The following is a 16,262-nucleotide window of genomic DNA, read 5'->3' on the forward strand; positions in this document are numbered from 1 at the left end:
GTAAGGGATCAGTTGAGGGCGGTGCTGGTGGTCATCGCCACGGTTTTCGCGTTAACCGGCATCCCGGGCATAAACACTTTTTGCAAACCCTCGACGATGACTTTATCGCCAGGATTCAGCCCCTGCTGGACGATGCGTAAACCGGCGGCCAGGCGACCCGGTTTGATATCACGGCGCTGCGCTTTACCGTCTTTATCAACGATATAGACGTATTTCCGATCCTGATCGGTCAGGACCGCTTTGTCGTCGATCAGCGTGGCCTGGAATTCAGCGCTGCCCGGCAGGCGCACGCGGGCAAACAGGCCCGGTATGAACTGACGCTGGGTGTTATCCAGCAGCGCGCGCATCCGGATAGTGCCGGTGCTCGGGGTTAGCTGATTATCGAGGAAATCCACTTTCCCCTGATGGGGGTAGCCGTCCTCTCCGACAAGACCAATCTCAACCGGGAGCGCAAGGTGATTGCTGGCAGCCCCCTGGCCACTGCGGGCGAGGTTTTGATAGTGAAGGTAGGTTGATTCGTCGACATCAAAATAGACGTAGACCGTCTTCTGCGAGACCACTGTCGTCAGCACGCTGGCGCTGTCACCAGCGGTTACGAGGTTACCGCTGGTGATCAGCGCGCGGCTGGCGCGGCCATCGATAGGGGCGGTCACTTTGGTAAAATCAAGGTTAAGTTGAGCGGCATCAACGGCTGCCTGTGCGGCCTGGATGTCGGCCTGCGCCTGGGTAGCGGCCGAACGGCGCTGCTCCCACTCCTCGCGGGATACCACGTTGGTGTTGATTAATTTGTCGGTACGACTGGCCTCGCTGCGCGCCAGGCTGGCCTGTGTTTTGGCTCTTGCCAGCGTTGCCTGCGCCTGCTCGAGGGCGGCGCGATAGGTTCTGTCATCGATAGTGAATAGCACCTCGCCCTTTTTCACTTCCTGGCCGTCGGTGTAGTTCACTTTTTCAATGTAGCCGGAGACGCGTGGACGGAGCTGAACGCTTTCTACCGCTTCAATTCGGCCGTTAAAGCTGTCCCACTGGCTAATGGATTTCACCACTACGTCAGCGGCGCTGACGGCAGGGGCTTGCGGAGCGGCGTTTTGCGCAGCGCTGTTATCGCAGCTGGCAAGTAGCATGGCGATGACTGCGCTCCCCAGTCCGCGCAGATAAAAGTTAACCCAGGTTTTTTGCAGGCTCATTATTTTTATTCCGGTAATTGTTGCCGCCGGGCAAGACGCAGCGAAGGACGCGGCGCGACTTCCTATGTCCGGGCAGGCTTAAGGCCATTTGTGTCGTTCATCGCCACAAAACTGTAACAGTTGCGAATACACTATCGCGGCGATTGTAGGAAGGCGCTTAACTAAGTGCAAGAATAATTGTTGCACTTTATGTGCTGTTTCCGTTGCGCGGGAAAGGCACATTTCAGGCAGGGATTTTAATGTAACAATAAAACTTGCAATTTATGCAAAAGCAGGTCACTTTTAAATGTATTAGATAAAGATACTTTTATTAACAGCCCAGGGGAACCCGGCATGAACACTGGCGCTTTTATACATGATTTACTTGACTGGATTGATAATAACCTTGAAAGCCGCCTCGATATTGATACGGTCTCCAGGCGGGCAGGTTATTCAAAATGGCATCTTCAGCGGATCTTCAAAGAGCATACCGGTCATCCCATCGGCGAATACATCCGCGCCCGGAAGCTGCAAAAATCGCTTGAGCGCTTAACCCGCAGCGACGAGCCGATTCTGAACGTGGCCATCGCGCTGGGCTTTGACTCCCAGCAATCCTTCAATCGCAGCTTCAAGCGCCAGTATGGCCAGGCACCGGGGGTCTGGCGCCGCAGCATGGGAACGGCGCCATCGTGCCAGCGTCCAGGCTGATGGTGGGGCGGGATTTCATCAGGAGGTTCAGGTTTAACGGGACGAATTAAGGGCACAAAAAAGCCCGCAGGGCTTGCGCCGTGCGGGCTCTTAGGACTTCATCGGATGACTCTGGTAATCACCGATGGAGAATTTTGGTGGAGCTGGCGGGAGTTGAACCCGCGTCCGAAATTCCTACATCCTCGGCACTACATGCTTAGTCCAGTCTTTACATTCGCTGGCCAGCTGCGGACGGACACGCCACTGACAAACTAGCCTGATTAGTTTTAACGCTTCAACCCCAGGCAGGGCTTCCACGCGATCTCTTTTGGGTTTGACCTCTCTTTATTCCCCGTCTTAAGAGCGGAAGCTAGGGAGAGAGGGCTCTTAGCAGGTTATTAAGCTGCTAAAGCGTAGTTTTCGTCGTTTGCGACTATTTTTTGCGGCTTTTTACGAGGCCAACCGCCCCTCGGCATGCACCTTGGGTTTCGCGAATCCCGTCGAATCCAGAATCAGCCCCAATGTGTTAAGGCGAGTATAACAGATTTGTGAATGGAGTTACCAGCACTCGTTCGCACGTTTATGGGGGCGGGGTGGGTGAAAAATCAGCATCAACAACGATATAGCGCATAAGGGCCAGCTGAGCCGGCCCTTAAAAAGAGAGTATTAGCGGCCAGCGTGTTTCATAATGCGGGCTTTATCCAGCGCCCACTCGCGATCTTTGAGATCGGTACGCTTGTCATGCTGCTTCTTACCTTTGGCGACGCCGATTTTCACTTTGCACCAGGCGTTCTTCCAGTACAGCGACAGGGCGACGACGGTGTAACCTTCACGGTTGATGCGGCCGTACAGGGCATCCAGCTCGCGCTGATTAAGCAGCAGCTTACGGGTACGAGTCGGGTCGCAGACGTAGTGGGTCGATGCCACGGCCATCGGCGTAAAGTTGGCACCGAAGAGATAGGCTTCGCCATCCTTCAGGATGACATAGCTGTCGCTGATGTTGGCTTTGCCGGCGCGCAGAGATTTGACTTCCCACCCTTGCAGGGCAAGACCAGCCTCGTATTCATCTTCGATAAAGTATTCATGGCGGGCGCGTTTATTCAGCGCAATGGTGGCTGATCCAGGTTTGTGGGCTTTTTTCTTGGTCATAATGTCCTGAAGTCATTGCTAAACGGGAACACAGTACCTCAATCCATCCTGCGAGGTGTAATGCGCTATCTTAGCACGAGTTGCGGCACAGCGTTTTTTTTAGCGGCAGATAAATGATATTATTTGCGACGTGTATAAATGTGGAACTTGCTATGCCTCAGATTAGCCGTACTGCGCTGGTGCCCTTCAGTGTGGAACAGATGTATCAACTCGTAAATGACGTGAAGTCCTATCCTGATTTTTTGCCTGGCTGCACCGGGAGCCGTGTGCTGGAGTCTGGGCCGACGCAGATGATGGCGGCGGTTGATGTGTCCAAAGCAGGCATCAGTAAGACCTTTACGACACGCAATACCCTTACCAGTAACCAGAGCATTTTAATGAGTCTGGTCGATGGCCCGTTTAAAAAGCTGATTGGCGGCTGGAAGTTTATCCCGCTGAGCTCGGATGCCTGCAAAATTGAGTTTCATCTTGATTTTGAATTCACCAACATGCTGATTGAGATGGCGTTTGGTCGCATCTTCAAAGAGCTGGCGTTAAATATGGTGCAGGCTTTCACGGCCAGGGCCAAAGAGGTTTATCGTGTCGGCTAACATCGTGGTGGAAGTTGCCTATGCTCTGCCGGAGAAGCAATACCTGCAAAGCGTAAAGCTTGAAGAGGGCGCCACGGTCGAACAGGCGATTATTGCCAGTGGCCTGCTGGCGCTGCGCGGCGATATCGATCTGGCGAAGAACAAGGTCGGAATATACAGTCGCCCGGTTAAGCTGCATGATGTGGTGCATGATGGCGATCGGGTGGAAATCTACCGTCCGCTGATTGCCGATCCGAAAGAGCTGCGTCGTCAGCGCGCGGAGAAAAACGCCGGGAAATAGCGGCGAACGGGATAAAAAAAGCGCTCAGTGAGCGCTTTTTGTCTTTTTGCAGCAAGGTGCTTACCGCATTACTCGTTGGTCAGAGCCGGTTTGTTATCAATGTTGGTTAACACGCCGCTACTGTTGAAGGTCAGCGTTAGCGTCTGCTGGGTGATTTTTTCATGCCCAGGCTGCTGACGGAAAACATAGAACCAGGTGTTGGTACCAAACGGATCCGACATCATTGGGGTACCCAGCGCATAAGCAACCTGCTGTTGCGTCATGCCGACACGAATTTTTGCTACATCGTTGGGTGCCAGATAGTTACCCTGGTTGATATCAGGACGGTAAACCACTCGTTCCAGAGTGGAACAGCCTGCGGTCAACATGAGAAGAACCGCTGCGGCAGCAGTCAGCGTTTTACAGCGCATAGTGATTTTATTCCTTTTCGGGCCCGAGCAGTACGTGGCTCATCTGTAATATGCCGATAATAATAGACCTTTGCCCAGTTGGAAACCTTCGACTGCAGGTCTTACGGCAATTTGCTGTTCACTATGACTCTGCGAAAATCAAAAAGTTTACGCCGCGAGCAACTCTTTCGCGTTTGCCAGCGTGTTACGGGTGACTTCGCTACCGCCCAGCAGACGGGCCAGTTCCTGCAGTCGCGCCCGTTTGTCGAGCGGGTGCATATGGGTTTCCGTCATCTCGCCGTCGGTCTCTTTGCAGACGAAGAAATGATGATGGCCACAGCCGGCAACCTGCGGCAGGTGAGTGACGCACATGACCTGAGTAGATTCGCCCAGCTGACGCAGCAGTTTGCCTACGACTGCCGCCGTCGGGCCGCTGATACCGACATCTACCTCATCGAAAATCAGGGCCGGCGTTTCCATCTTCCGCGCAGTAATGACCTGAATGGCCAACGCAATACGCGACAGTTCGCCACCGGAGGCGACTTTAGCAATGGGCTGAAGCGGCTGCCCCGGGTTGGTCGTGACGCGAAACTCGATACGGTCGGCCCCTTCGGCGGTGAGATGACGCTCATCAAAGGCAACCTCGATGGCAAATACCCCGTGAGGCATGGAAAGTGAGCGCATACTCTCGGTGATTAACTGCGCCAGCTCTGCCGCGCTGCTTTGCCGCAGAGCGTGCAGCTGCTGAGCAGTCTCTAGCGCCAGCTGATGGTGTTCTACCACGGTCTGGCTAAGGGATTCCAGCGAGCCCGCGCTGTCGTCGAGCAGCCGCTGCTCTTCCAGCAGGCACTGATAAAATGCGGGGAGCTCTTCCGGGGTGATCTGATGCTTACGCGCCAGGGCTATCTGACGAGAGATGCGCTGCTCCAGCTCGAACAGACGATTCGGGTCGAGATCCAGACGGTCGCTATAGTGACGCAGTTCGTCGCTGGCTTCGCTGAGCTGAATCGCCGCCTCTTCAAGCATATCCAGCACCCCCGAGAGTTTGCTGTCCATCCCGACGAGCTCAGTCACCAGTTGCCTGGCGGTGTAGAGCTGGCTTTGCAGGTTGGCTTCTTCGCCGTCTGCGAGCACCGTCAGCGCGTGCTGACAGGTGGTCAGCAGCTGGCCGCTGTTGGCCAGGCGTTTGTACTCTTCATCGATTTGTTCGAACTCGCCCGGCTGTGGATTGAACTCATTTAATTCTTTCAGCTGATATTGCAGCAGATCGGCGCGGGCAGCGCGTTCCTGGCTCTGCTGCTGATGCTGAGCCAGCTCGCGGCAGCTTTGATGCCACTGACGATAGTGTTCAGCCATACGCTGAGTAAGCGCATACTCACCGGTGTAGCCATCGAGCAGGGTTTTTTGATGTTCAGGCCGGGTCAGCAGCTGGTGCGCATGCTGGCCGTGAATCTGGATAAGCAGCTGGCCGAGCTCACGAAGCTGAGAAAGCGGGACGGCGGTACCGTTAATAAAACCGCGGGAGCGCCCGTCGGTACTGATGACGCGGCGAAGTAAACACTCACGTCCGCTTTCCAGCTGGTTCTCCTCCAGCCAGCGCTGCGCCGCCGGGGTATCTTTTAAGGCGAAGCGGGCGCACAGGTCTGCGCGGCTGGCGCCTCTTCGCACCATGTCTGCTTCGGCTCTTCCGCCAAGGCACAGCCCTAGCGCATCAATGGCAATAGATTTCCCTGCACCGGTTTCCCCGGTGATCGCGGTCATTCCGCTGTGAAAATCGATTTCCAGTTCACGAACGATAGCAAAGTTACTGATGGTGAGTTGCGCCAGCATAGCTGCCTTCCTGTATGAAAAACCATTACTGTGTTTTCGTACAGTATAGACTGGTTTTTTATCCAGTAAAGAGGCAGCTGCTAAAATCAGAACAATTTTTTCGACCAGCCGAGTTTGGTGCTCAATGTATTGAAATAGCTGTAATCTTTTGGATGAATGAGGTTCAGATGATAATCGCAGCGGTGGATAAGGACATCCTCGCCATCCTGAATCGGCAGCGCTATCTGGCTATCGCAGCTGATCTCCAGATCGCTGCAGCGCTGGGAAAAACGCAGGCGAATGGTGCTGTCACCGTTAATCACCAGCGGACGCGCCGAGAGGGTATGCGGGAACATAGGAACCAGGGTAATGGCATCCAGGGAGGGGGTCAGGATGGGGCCGCCGGCGGATAATGAATAGGCGGTGGAACCCGTCGGCGTGGAGATAATCAGGCCGTCAGAACGCTGGGAGAAGGCAAATACCTCATCGATATACACTTCGAACTCAATCATATGCGCAACTTTGCCCGGATGCAGGACCACTTCATTAATCGCGGTACTGATGCGCTTTTGGCAATCTTGCTGGCAGACCTGGGCTTCCAGCAAAAAACGTTTTTCCGAAATGTAGTGGCCTTCCAGTACGTCGGCGAGCTGCTGTAGGGCGTTATCCGGGTCAAGATCGGTCAGAAAACCGAGGTTGCCGCGGTTAATGCCGATAACGTTGATATCGTAACGTGCCAGCGTTCGCGCTGCGCCGAGCATGTTGCCGTCGCCGCCCACCACTACCGCCAGATCCGCCTGCTGACCAATTTCCGCCAGTGTGCCCGTTTTGACGTTGCTAAGCTGGAGCTCATGGGCAATCTGTTGTTCGACCAGAACCTCGTAGCCTTTGCCGGAGAGCCAGCGCCAGAGCATTTCATGTGTGGTCAGCGCGGTTGGGTGACGAGGGTGTCCCACAATGCCTATACACTTGAAATGGTTCTTCATGTTCTGGATGTCCTTGCGTTAAATGAATGATGACAATCTGACAGCTTCCCTTGAAACCCGGAAACGGATCCCCATAATAAGCGAAGTTAGCGAGATGAATGCGAAAAAAAACGCGGAGAAATTCATGAGTAGTAAAGAACAGAAAACGCCTGACGGGCAAGCCCCGGAAGAAATTATCACGGAACAGCACGAGAACGTTGAGGCGGTTGAGCCTGAAGTTTCTGCTGAGCAGGTGGATCCGCGCGATGAAAAAATTGCGAATCTGGAAGCGCAGCTGGCTGAAGCTCAGACTCGTGAACGCGATGGTGTCCTGCGCATAAAAGCGGAAATGGAAAACCTGCGTCGTCGTACCGAGCTGGACGTGGAAAAAGCGCACAAATTTGCTCTGGAGAAGTTCGTTAACGAACTGCTGCCGGTAATCGACAGCCTGGACCGCGCGCTGGAAGTGGCCGATAAAGCCAATCCGGACATGGCTTCCATGGTTGAAGGTATCGAGCTGACGCTGAAGTCGATGCTGGATGTCGTACGCAAATTCGGTGTGGAAGTGATTGCCGATACCAATGTGCCGCTGGATCCTAACGTGCACCAGGCCATCGCCATGGTTGAGTCTGACGATGTGGCGGCTGGCAACGTGCTGGGCGTGATGCAAAAGGGTTATACCCTGAACGGTCGTACCATTCGCGCAGCGATGGTCACCGTGGCGAAAGCGAAATAATTCGCCTCCAACGGCCGCCTGAGGGCGGCCGTTTTTTTATCGCCCCGCGGTTTTGTTGCCTGGAGAGTGGTGGGCAAAAAAAAACGGCGAACCCAGGGTCCACCGTCTCTGCCTCAGGCCTGCCGATTACTCGGCGGCGCTTTCACGAAGGGGCTTCACCGGCTTGACCTTCACCTGCTTAATCATGTTGTCCTGGACGTCGAGAATATCGATATCATATTGCTCGATGCGCACGCGCGTGCCGGGAACCGGGATCTCTTCCAGTGCCTCCAGAATAATCCCGTTAACCGTTCGGGCCTCATCTTCCGGCAGATGCCAGTTAAACGCTTTATTGATTTCACGCACGTTGGCGCTGCCATCGATGATGACGGTTCCGTCAGTTAACGGCGTGACCTCTTCAGCCAGCGTCGGCGACATTGAGGTGGTGAAGTCACCGACAATCTCTTCGAGAATATCTTCTACCGTCACCAGCCCCTGGATATCACCGTACTCATCGACCACCAGGCCTACTTTCTTCTTATTGCGCTGGAACTTCACCAGCTGCGTGCTGAGCGGCGTTCCTTCCGGCACGAAGTAAATTTCGTCGGCGGCGCGCAGCATCACCTCTTTAGTGAACTCTTTTTTCTCGGTCATCAGGCGATAGGCTTCACGTACGCGCAGCATGCTGATGGCGTCGTCCAGCGAGCCGCGATACAGCACGATGCGTCCGTGAGGAGAGTGGGTCAGCTGGCGAACGATCGATTTCCAGTCGTCGTTAATATCAATACCGATAATTTCATTGCGCGGGACCATGATGTCATCGACGCTGACCTTTTCGAGATCCAACACCGACAGCAGCATGTCCTGGTTACGGCGGGAGATTTGGGTGCGTGACTCGTTCACGATGGTGCGCAGCTCATCTTTGCTCAGCGCGCCGCTGACGATGATATCGGTTTTGATGCCCATCATGCGCATCAGGAGGCGGGTGATGGTGTTCAGCAGCCAGACCAGCGGCATCATCAGCACCTGCAGTGGCGCCAGTAAGAAGCTGCTTGGGTAGGCGACCTTTTCCGGATACAGCGCCGCGATGGTTTTAGGCAGGACCTCGGCAAAAACCAGGACCACGAAGGTCAGCACGCCGGTGGCAATGGCCACCCCGGCATCGCCATACAGACGCATACCGACAATCGTCCCCAGCGCGGAGGCGAGAATGTTGACGAGGTTATTGCCAATCAGCACCAGGCTGATTAAGCGGTCGGGTTTGCGCAGCAGCTTCTCTACGCGCTTTGCCTGGCGGTTGCCTTGTTTCGCCATATGCCGCAGTCGATAGCGGTTCAGGGTCATCATCCCGGTTTCAGAACCGGAGAAATAGGCAGAGATAATCACCATGATAATCAGCGTCACGATCAGCGTGGTGGTAGATATGTGTTCCAGGGGGGACTCCTTAACGCCTGGCCCGGTAGGCTATTTTATGAGCCTGCTGGCGCTGATCGCGCCAGTCTTCAGGCTTTCTGCAATGATGGCACCTACCGGGACAGGCGGGTGTTCGGGGTTAACTAATAAACTGTTGAAGCACGCGGCTGCCAAAGTAAGCCAGCGTCAGCAGGCCGGCGCCGGTGACGTTAAACCAGACGACCCGACGACCGCGCCATCCTTCATGATAGTGGCCCCATAACAGAACGATATAGACGAACCACGCAACGATCGACAGCACGGCCTTATCGATATTTTCCGTGCTAAACAGGTTATGCATATAAAACAAACCGGTGCACAGCGTCAGCGTCAGCAGGACCACGCCGACCTGCGTAATATGAAACATTTTACGCTCGATACTCATCAGCGGCGGCATTTCATGGCTGAAGGCCAGCTTTTTGTTCTTCAGCTGATAATCGATCCATGCCAGCTGGAGCGCATACAGCGCGGCAATAATCAGCGTTGCGTAAGAGAAGAGCGACAGGCCGATGTGCACCAGCATTCCCGGGGTGGTTTCCAGGTGGGTGATGTATTCGTTCGGCACGAAAGTGGCGAAAGCCAGGTTTATCAACGCAAATGCGTAGACGATAGGCAGCAGCAGCCAGCCGCGGTTACGCGACGCGACGATAGTCATCACGGTACAGATCATCAGACTGACCAGCGAACCGACGTTTAATAAACTGAGATTCTGTCCGCTCTCGCCGCCGGGGAAAATACGTGACTCCAGCGCAAAAGCATGACAAATCAACGCAATAGTTGCGGAAAGAATCGCCATCCGCCGCCAGCTGCTGTTTTTTTGCAACAGGCCAGGGATGATCAGCGCAAGGCTGATGGAATAGGCGACAAGCGCGAGCAGAGCAAAAACAGGCATATGGGTGTCGACTGTTGACTAAATAAGAAAGAGAAGCAGTATAGCGTCACGCGACGTCTGCTCCAACCGTTGCATCACATCGCGCTTCATGTCGTGTTATACTGCGCCAAATCCGTGTTTTCGTGTCGCTGCTGCGACCGACAGTTTCCACCTCAGGCGAGAGACAATGTTTGATAATTTAACCGATCGTTTGTCGCGTTCGCTGCGCAACATTAGCGGCCGCGGACGCCTTACCGAAGACAATATTAAAGACACCCTGCGTGAAGTCCGCATGGCGCTGCTGGAGGCGGACGTCGCGCTGCCGGTCGTTCGTGACTTCATCAGCCGCGTCAAAGAGAGCGCGGTGGGTCATGAAGTGAACAAAAGCCTGACCCCGGGTCAGGAGTTTGTCAAAATCGTACGTAACGAGCTGGTTGCGGCGATGGGCGAAGAGAACCAGGCGCTGGATTTAGCCGCTCAGCCGCCGGCCGTCGTGCTGATGGCGGGTCTGCAGGGGGCGGGTAAAACTACCAGCGTCGCCAAGCTGGGTAAATTCCTGCGTGAGAAGCACAAGAAGAAAGTGCTGGTGGTCTCCGCGGACGTTTATCGCCCGGCGGCGATTAAACAGCTGGAAACGCTGGCTGAGCAGGTTAACGTTGATTTCTTCCCGTCCGATGTGGGCCAGAAGCCGATCGATATCGTTAACGCCGCGCTGAAAGAAGCGAAGCTGAAGTTCTACGACGTGCTGCTGGTGGATACCGCCGGTCGTCTGCACGTTGATGAAGCGATGATGGACGAAATCAAACAGGTCCACGCTTCTCTTAATCCGGTAGAAACGCTGTTCGTCGTTGATGCGATGACCGGTCAGGATGCCGCAAATACCGCCAAGGCGTTTAACGAAGCGCTGCCGCTGACCGGCGTGGTGTTGACCAAAGTGGACGGCGACGCCCGCGGCGGTGCCGCGCTGTCGATTCGTCACATCACCGGTAAGCCGATTAAGTTCCTCGGCGTCGGCGAAAAGACCGAAGCGCTGGAGCCATTCCACCCGGATCGTATCGCTTCCCGTATTCTCGGCATGGGCGACGTGCTGTCGCTGATCGAAGATATCGAGAGCAAGGTTGACCGCGCGCAGGCTGAGAAACTGGCCTCCAAGCTGAAGAAGGGCGATGGCTTTGACCTGACCGACTTCCTCGAGCAGCTGCGGCAGATGAAGAACATGGGCGGCATGGCCAGCCTGATGGGCAAACTGCCGGGTATGGGGCAGATCCCGGATAACGTTAAATCGCAGATGGACGACAAAGTGCTGGTGCGGATGGAAGCGATCATCAACTCGATGACCCTGAAAGAGCGCGCTAAGCCGGAAATCATTAAAGGTTCACGTAAGCGTCGTATCGCCGCCGGCTGCGGGATGCAGGTGCAGGACGTGAACCGTCTGCTCAAGCAGTTTGACGATATGCAGCGCATGATGAAGAAGATGAAGTCGAAAGGCGGCATGATGAAGATGATGCGTGGGATGAAAGGGATGATGCCGCCAGGGTTCCCGGGCGGTCGATGATATCTGGCGAGCTTATTTGCCCTATTTGCCCTATTTAGCCTATACGCAGCATATGCTGATTGCAATTTCCCCAGAAATCAGTAAAATTTTCGGGCTTTTAATATGACACCCGGGCTCCGTTCCTCGATGGGGCCCGGGTGTTCTATTCACACAAGAGGATGTTATGGTAACTATTCGTTTAGCTCGTCACGGCGCTAAAAAGCGTCCGTTCTACCAGGTTGTTGTCACCGACAGCCGTAATGCACGCAACGGTCGCTTCATCGAGCGCGTTGGTTTCTTCAACCCGATCGCTTCTGCGAACGAAGAAGAAACGCGTCTGGATCTGGATCGTATCGCTCACTGGGTTGGCCAGGGCGCTACCGTTTCCGATCGCGTTGCAGCGCTGATCAAAGCAGCAAACAAAGCAGCTTAATCTGTCACGGTGGTCATGATGAGCAAGCAACACACCGCACAAGCACCTGTTGATCCGATCGTATTGGGCAAGATGGGTTCTTCCTACGGTATCCGTGGTTGGCTCAGAGTGTTTTCCTCCACCGAAGACGCCGAAAGCATTTTTGACTATCAGCCCTGGTTAATCCAGAAGGCGGGTCAGTGGCAGGTCGTTGAGCTGGAAAGCTGGCGCCACCATAATCAGGACATCGTTATTAAGCTGAAAGGCATTGACGATCGTGATGCTGCGAATCTGCTGACTAATTGCGAAATTGTCGTGGATTCCTCGCAGCTGCCGAAGCTCGAAGAGGGTGACTATTACTGGAAAGACCTGATGGGCTGCCAGGTAGTAACCACAGAAGGCTATGGCCTTGGTAAAGTCATCGACATGATGGAAACCGGGTCAAATGACGTTCTCGTCATTAAGGCAAACCTGAAAGATGCATTTGGTATCAAGGAGCGGCTGGTTCCGTTCCTCGATGGGCAGGTTATCAAGAAAGTCGATCTCGCTACTCGTACCATCGAAGTAGACTGGGATCCTGGTTTTTAAATTCTCCGGATAAACGGTAAAAGACGGCGCTATGTGGATTGGCATAATTAGCCTGTTTCCTGAAATGTTCCGCGCAATTACCGATTACGGGGTAACTGGCCGGGCAGTAAAAAATGGCCTGCTGAGCATCCAGAGCTGGAGTCCTCGTGACTTTGCTCATGACCGGCACCGTACCGTGGACGATCGTCCTTACGGCGGCGGACCGGGGATGCTAATGATGGTGCAACCCTTACGGGATGCCATTCACACAGCAAAAGCCGCGGCAGGTGAAGGCGCAAAGGTGATTTATCTGTCACCTCAGGGACGCAAGCTTGATCAAGCGGGCGTCAGCGAACTGGCAACGAATCAGAAACTGATTCTGGTGTGCGGTCGCTATGAAGGCATAGATGAGCGCGTAATCCAGACCGAAATTGACGAAGAATGGTCAATCGGTGATTACGTCCTCAGCGGTGGTGAGTTACCAGCCATGACGCTGATTGACTCCGTTTCCCGGTTTATTCCGGGGGTTCTGGGTCATGAGGCATCGGCAACGGAAGATTCCTTTGCCGATGGATTGCTGGACTGTCCACACTATACCCGTCCTGAAGTGTTAGAAGAGATGGAAGTACCGCCAGTTTTGCTGTCGGGAAACCATGCTGAGATTCGTCGCTGGCGTTTGAAACAGTCGCTGGGCCGTACCTGGCTTAGAAGACCTGAACTTTTGGAAAACCTGGCTCTGACTGAAGAGCAAGCAAAGTTGCTGGCGGAGTTCAAAACTGAACACGCAAAACAGCAGCATAAACATGATGGGATGGCGTAAGCCCCCAATATCAGTTTACCCAGGATAAGAGATTAAATTATGAGCAACATTATTAAGCAACTTGAACAAGAACAGATGAAGCAGGACGTACCTTCCTTCCGTCCGGGTGATACCGTGGAAGTGAAAGTATGGGTTGTTGAAGGTTCCAAAAAACGTCTGCAGGCATTCGAGGGCGTGGTTATCGCTATTCGTAACCGCGGTCTGCACTCTGCATTCACTGTTCGTAAAATTTCCAACGGCGAAGGCGTTGAGCGTGTCTTCCAGACTCACTCTCCGGTAGTTGACAGCATTGCTGTTAAACGTCGTGGTGCTGTACGTAAAGCTAAACTGTACTACCTGCGTGAGCGTACCGGTAAGTCTGCTCGTATCAAAGAGCGTCTTAACTAAGATTCGCTTTCGCGACATCCTGATGAAAAGGGCTGGCCCGTTGGGCCGGCCCTTTTTTTATCTTCAATTTAACCATTCTGATGTAAATCATTTACAATATCGCTCTCATTTCGGAGGGGCGGTGGTCAGCAAACTTTCTCTACAATCAGCGTTTATACGGCGAGCCGCATGGCTGGCGCTGTTTTCGATCCTGCTGATTGTGGTTGCGCCGCTGATCTCGGTGTCACTGCAAAAAGATCCGATGAGCGCTATGCCCGGCATGCATCATGCGATGATGATGGCGGATATGCCGCATGAGCAGGCGATGTCCCACCCGGCGGTCTCTCCTGCGCCCCAGTCGACGCACACGATGCCGCTCGACCATGCGGAGGCCTGTGGCTACTGCGTGCTGCTGGCTCACGTACCGGGGCTGCTCTTTGCGCTGGCGCTGCTTATCTCCGTTATCCTGCGCCGCGTGCGCGTGCTTTTCCCCTGTCTGGTGCTCAAGCGCCGGCATTTCTTCCCCTGGCTGTACCCCGAAACCCGCGCGCCGCCGCGTCGGTCTGCTTTTTCTGCTTTCTAAAATAACAATGCGCACAGCGCTACGTTCTCTTTTTGCTTTCAGAAAGGAAAAGTATGACTACCTGCACCTCACGCGCGGCATGGCTGAACCTGCTGCGACGTCTCCATTTTTATATTGGTCTGTTTATCGGGCCGTTTATCTTCGTGGCGGCCCTTACCGGGACGCTGTACGTGGCCACTCCACAGCTGGAGAACTGGCTCTATCAGGATGCCCTTCATGGTTCGCTGAACGGCGATCGTCAGCCGCTTAGCGCCCAGCTGACGGTCGCGGAAGAGACGACTCAGGGGAATCTTCGTTTACAGGCGGTGCGCCCGGCTATTAAGGCCGGGGAGACCACGCGGGTGATGTTTGCCGATCCGCAGTTGGGAGAGTCTGAGTCCCGGGCGATCTTTATCGACCCGGTAACGCTGAAAGTGAAGGGCGATATGACGGTCTATGGCACCAGCGGAATTTTACCGTTGCGCCAGTGGATCGATTACGCCCATAAATCATTGCTGCTCGGGGATAGCGGCCGGCTTTATAGCGAGCTGGCTGCATCATGGATGTGGGTTGCGGCACTCGGTGGCATTGTCCTCTGGGCGATGACTCGTCCCCGCAAGCGGATCAATAATCGTATGCAGAATAGCCGTCGTCTGCATGTTTCTCTCGGCTGGGGGCTACTGGCAGGTATGCTGCTCTTCTCCGCCACCGGGCTGACCTGGTCGCAGTGGGCCGGTGGCAATGTGGATAAAATGCGCGCGGCATTCGGCTGGCTGACCCCGCAGGTGAATACGCAGCTGCATAGCGCAATGCCGATGCCGCATGATCCGCATGCCGAACATCATATGGGGCATATGGCCGATGCGGCGCCGGCGGCGAAAGGCGAACAGTTTGATCGGGTGCTGACAATCGCGCGTGCGGCGGGTCTCAATGCCAGCAAGCTGGAAATCCGACCTCCGGCAGCGGCGGGGCGTGCGTGGACGGTCAATGAAATTGACCGAAGCTGGCCAACGCAGGTGGACGCGGTGGCAGTTGACGGGGAGAGTATGCAGGTTGTTGATCGCACCCGCTTTGCCGATTTCCCGTTAATGGCGAAGCTGACCCGCTGGGGCGTGGATTTCCATATGGGGATTCTGTTTGGTCTTGCCAATCAGCTGCTGCTGATCGCGTTTGGGATCGCGCTGTGCGTGATGATTGTGGTGGGATATCGTCTGTGGTGGATCCGGCGGCCGGCTCATGCGGCGTTTAACCCGGCGAATACCCTGATTCAGGCGTGGTTCAACCTGGGATGGCCCGCCCGCGCGCTCACGCTGGCGATTGCAGTGATGTTGGGGCTGGCGCTACCGTTAATGGGCGCCAGCCTCGCGGCAGGACTGGTCATTGACTATCTACGCTGGCGGGCGGCAACGGCCGTCTTGCTCGCGAAGTCGGTCGACTAAGTGCCTACGGCGTGCTGATGACCACCGTAACGCGGCGGTTTTCAGCACGTCCTTTCGCCGTATCGTTGCTGGCGATCGGATATTTTTTACCTAATCCACGGGTCGTTAAATTGCTGCGCGGGATATTGGCTCCCTTCGCCCAGTCATCCGCGACGATATCGGCGCGTTTAAGCGACAGCATTTCGTTATAGCTGTCTTCACCGTAGTTATCGGTGTGTCCGTCTAACCGAGCGTGCGTAATCCCGGTAGCAGCCAGACGAGAGGCCATTTTCTGGATTTGCGCCTGGCTGTCGCTGCGCAGATGGTAGTCGTTTTTATCAAACAGGATGCTGTCGGACAAACCCAGCGACCAGTCGCCATCACTTTCCGTAAAGCCGTAAGACTTCATGGCGGCAACCTGTTCCTGAGAGAATTTCCCTTGCGGGGCCTGACAGCCGGTGAGTAAAACCGCGGCCATCAGCGCGGGAGCAAAATATTTCCTGAGCATTGTGG

The 16,262-nt window shown here is 54.8% G+C and carries 19 protein-coding genes and 1 other RNA gene; 11 read left to right on the plus strand and 9 right to left on the minus strand.

Going from position 1 to position 16,262, the window contains the following annotated elements; all coding sequences use genetic code 11:
- Positions 1 to 8: 8 nt before the first annotated feature.
- Positions 9 to 1,184, minus strand: a complete 1,176-nt coding sequence (oqxA, locus tag AC007G_RS07950) for a multidrug efflux RND transporter periplasmic adaptor subunit OqxA (protein ID WP_032686423.1) — start codon at positions 1,182 to 1,184, stop codon at positions 9 to 11.
- Positions 1,185 to 1,517: 333 nt separating this feature from the next.
- On the opposite strand from oqxA, the gene AC007G_RS07955 reads away from it, so the two are divergent.
- On the plus strand, positions 1,518 to 1,871 hold the full coding sequence (locus AC007G_RS07955) for a helix-turn-helix domain-containing protein (protein WP_032686424.1): 354 nt from the start codon (positions 1,518 to 1,520) through the stop codon (positions 1,869 to 1,871).
- 135 nt (positions 1,872 to 2,006) lie between these two features.
- Here the strand turns inward: AC007G_RS07955 and ssrA are convergent.
- Positions 2,007 to 2,370: a transfer-messenger RNA gene (gene ssrA / locus AC007G_RS07960) on the minus strand.
- Between the two features lie 146 nt (positions 2,371 to 2,516).
- On the minus strand, positions 2,517 to 2,999 hold the full coding sequence (smpB, locus tag AC007G_RS07965) for an SsrA-binding protein SmpB (protein WP_004866580.1): 483 nt from the start codon (positions 2,997 to 2,999) through the stop codon (positions 2,517 to 2,519).
- Positions 3,000 to 3,151: 152 nt separating this feature from the next.
- Here smpB and AC007G_RS07970 point away from each other — a divergent pair, with 152 nt between their 5' ends.
- Both AC007G_RS07970 and AC007G_RS07975 read left to right on the plus strand, forming a co-directional pair.
- Positions 3,152 to 3,589 carry a type II toxin-antitoxin system RatA family toxin gene (locus tag AC007G_RS07970; protein WP_004866577.1) on the plus strand — a complete coding sequence of 146 codons (438 nt, stop codon included), beginning with the start codon at positions 3,152 to 3,154 and terminating at the stop codon, positions 3,587 to 3,589.
- Complete coding sequence (locus AC007G_RS07975) at positions 3,579 to 3,869, plus strand: RnfH family protein (RefSeq protein ID WP_032686440.1); 291 nt, start codon at positions 3,579 to 3,581, stop codon at positions 3,867 to 3,869. Before AC007G_RS07970 ends, AC007G_RS07975 begins: the two co-directional genes overlap by 11 nt.
- Before the next feature lie 68 nt (positions 3,870 to 3,937).
- On the opposite strand, the gene bamE is transcribed toward AC007G_RS07975, so the two are convergent.
- The 3 genes from bamE to nadK form a co-directional block, all read right to left on the minus strand.
- Positions 3,938 to 4,279 carry an outer membrane protein assembly factor BamE gene (gene bamE, locus AC007G_RS07980; protein WP_004866572.1) on the minus strand — a complete coding sequence of 114 codons (342 nt, stop codon included), beginning with the start codon at positions 4,277 to 4,279 and terminating at the stop codon, positions 3,938 to 3,940.
- A gap of 147 nt (positions 4,280 to 4,426) precedes the next feature.
- Positions 4,427 to 6,088, minus strand: coding sequence for a DNA repair protein RecN (gene recN, locus AC007G_RS07985; RefSeq protein ID WP_142631011.1), 1,662 nt, complete (start codon positions 6,086 to 6,088; stop codon positions 4,427 to 4,429).
- Positions 6,089 to 6,174: 86 nt separating this feature from the next.
- A complete protein-coding gene (gene nadK, locus AC007G_RS07990) occupies positions 6,175 to 7,053 on the minus strand; it encodes an NAD(+) kinase (protein ID WP_004866566.1) in 879 nt (292 codons plus the stop codon).
- Positions 7,054 to 7,177: 124 nt separating this feature from the next.
- Between nadK and grpE the strand changes: the two genes are divergently transcribed.
- Positions 7,178 to 7,768 carry a nucleotide exchange factor GrpE gene (gene grpE / locus AC007G_RS07995; protein ID WP_004866563.1) on the plus strand — a complete coding sequence of 197 codons (591 nt, stop codon included), beginning with the start codon at positions 7,178 to 7,180 and terminating at the stop codon, positions 7,766 to 7,768.
- A gap of 126 nt (positions 7,769 to 7,894) precedes the next feature.
- Here grpE and AC007G_RS08000 read toward each other — a convergent pair whose 3' ends face one another.
- Both AC007G_RS08000 and AC007G_RS08005 read right to left on the minus strand, forming a co-directional pair.
- On the minus strand, positions 7,895 to 9,181 hold the full coding sequence (locus AC007G_RS08000) for an HlyC/CorC family transporter (protein ID WP_032686444.1): 1,287 nt from the start codon (positions 9,179 to 9,181) through the stop codon (positions 7,895 to 7,897).
- A 118-nt stretch (positions 9,182 to 9,299) separates the two neighbouring features.
- Positions 9,300 to 10,091, minus strand: a complete 792-nt coding sequence (locus AC007G_RS08005; protein ID WP_004866556.1) for a cytochrome C assembly family protein — start codon at positions 10,089 to 10,091, stop codon at positions 9,300 to 9,302.
- A gap of 166 nt (positions 10,092 to 10,257) precedes the next feature.
- Between AC007G_RS08005 and ffh the strand changes: the two genes are divergently transcribed.
- The 7 genes from ffh to AC007G_RS08040 all read left to right on the plus strand — a co-directional run bounded on the left by ffh (position 10,258) and on the right by AC007G_RS08040 (position 15,770).
- Positions 10,258 to 11,625, plus strand: coding sequence for a signal recognition particle protein (ffh, locus tag AC007G_RS08010; RefSeq protein WP_032686445.1), 1,368 nt, complete (start codon positions 10,258 to 10,260; stop codon positions 11,623 to 11,625).
- A 163-nt stretch (positions 11,626 to 11,788) separates the two neighbouring features.
- On the plus strand, positions 11,789 to 12,037 hold the full coding sequence (gene rpsP / locus AC007G_RS08015; RefSeq protein WP_004866550.1) for a 30S ribosomal protein S16: 249 nt from the start codon (positions 11,789 to 11,791) through the stop codon (positions 12,035 to 12,037).
- Between the two features lie 18 nt (positions 12,038 to 12,055).
- Positions 12,056 to 12,604: a ribosome maturation factor RimM gene (gene rimM / locus AC007G_RS08020; protein ID WP_004866548.1), complete on the plus strand. Its 549-nt coding sequence runs from the start codon at positions 12,056 to 12,058 to the stop codon at positions 12,602 to 12,604.
- A 31-nt stretch (positions 12,605 to 12,635) separates the two neighbouring features.
- Complete coding sequence (trmD, locus tag AC007G_RS08025; RefSeq protein ID WP_004866546.1) at positions 12,636 to 13,403, plus strand: tRNA (guanosine(37)-N1)-methyltransferase TrmD; 768 nt, start codon at positions 12,636 to 12,638, stop codon at positions 13,401 to 13,403.
- A 39-nt stretch (positions 13,404 to 13,442) separates the two neighbouring features.
- Complete coding sequence (gene rplS, locus AC007G_RS08030; protein ID WP_002914145.1) at positions 13,443 to 13,790, plus strand: 50S ribosomal protein L19; 348 nt, start codon at positions 13,443 to 13,445, stop codon at positions 13,788 to 13,790.
- Positions 13,791 to 13,911: 121 nt separating this feature from the next.
- Complete coding sequence (locus AC007G_RS08035) at positions 13,912 to 14,352, plus strand: DUF2946 domain-containing protein (protein WP_032686446.1); 441 nt, start codon at positions 13,912 to 13,914, stop codon at positions 14,350 to 14,352.
- A gap of 53 nt (positions 14,353 to 14,405) precedes the next feature.
- A complete protein-coding gene (locus tag AC007G_RS08040; RefSeq protein ID WP_131063858.1) occupies positions 14,406 to 15,770 on the plus strand; it encodes a PepSY-associated TM helix domain-containing protein in 1,365 nt (454 codons plus the stop codon).
- 4 nt (positions 15,771 to 15,774) lie between these two features.
- Here the strand turns inward: AC007G_RS08040 and AC007G_RS08045 are convergent, their stop codons facing one another.
- On the minus strand, positions 15,775 to 16,257 hold the full coding sequence (locus AC007G_RS08045) for an OmpA family protein (RefSeq protein ID WP_032686448.1): 483 nt from the start codon (positions 16,255 to 16,257) through the stop codon (positions 15,775 to 15,777).
- Positions 16,258 to 16,262 lie beyond the last annotated feature (5 nt).

The organism is Klebsiella sp. CSG-1 (assembly GCF_056521145.1).

Coding starts and splice junctions, on each gene's coding strand:
- oqxA (WP_032686423.1), bottom strand. CDS start 1,184: ATGAGCCTGCAAAAAACCTGGGTTAACTTTTATCTGCGCGGACTGGGG.
- AC007G_RS07955 (WP_032686424.1), top strand. CDS start 1,518: ATGAACACTGGCGCTTTTATACATGATTTACTTGACTGGATTGATAAT.
- smpB (WP_004866580.1), bottom strand. CDS start 2,999: ATGACCAAGAAAAAAGCCCACAAACCTGGATCAGCCACCATTGCGCTG.
- AC007G_RS07970 (WP_004866577.1), top strand. CDS start 3,152: ATGCCTCAGATTAGCCGTACTGCGCTGGTGCCCTTCAGTGTGGAACAG.
- bamE (WP_004866572.1), bottom strand. CDS start 4,279: ATGCGCTGTAAAACGCTGACTGCTGCCGCAGCGGTTCTTCTCATGTTG.
- recN (WP_142631011.1), bottom strand. CDS start 6,088: ATGCTGGCGCAACTCACCATCAGTAACTTTGCTATCGTTCGTGAACTG.
- nadK (WP_004866566.1), bottom strand. CDS start 7,053: ATGAAGAACCATTTCAAGTGTATAGGCATTGTGGGACACCCTCGTCAC.
- grpE (WP_004866563.1), top strand. CDS start 7,178: ATGAGTAGTAAAGAACAGAAAACGCCTGACGGGCAAGCCCCGGAAGAA.
- AC007G_RS08005 (WP_004866556.1), bottom strand. CDS start 10,091: ATGCCTGTTTTTGCTCTGCTCGCGCTTGTCGCCTATTCCATCAGCCTT.
- ffh (WP_032686445.1), top strand. CDS start 10,258: ATGTTTGATAATTTAACCGATCGTTTGTCGCGTTCGCTGCGCAACATT.
- rpsP (WP_004866550.1), top strand. CDS start 11,789: ATGGTAACTATTCGTTTAGCTCGTCACGGCGCTAAAAAGCGTCCGTTC.
- rimM (WP_004866548.1), top strand. CDS start 12,056: ATGAGCAAGCAACACACCGCACAAGCACCTGTTGATCCGATCGTATTG.
- trmD (WP_004866546.1), top strand. CDS start 12,636: ATGTGGATTGGCATAATTAGCCTGTTTCCTGAAATGTTCCGCGCAATT.
- rplS (WP_002914145.1), top strand. CDS start 13,443: ATGAGCAACATTATTAAGCAACTTGAACAAGAACAGATGAAGCAGGAC.
- AC007G_RS08040 (WP_131063858.1), top strand. CDS start 14,406: ATGACTACCTGCACCTCACGCGCGGCATGGCTGAACCTGCTGCGACGT.
- AC007G_RS08045 (WP_032686448.1), bottom strand. CDS start 16,257: ATGCTCAGGAAATATTTTGCTCCCGCGCTGATGGCCGCGGTTTTACTC.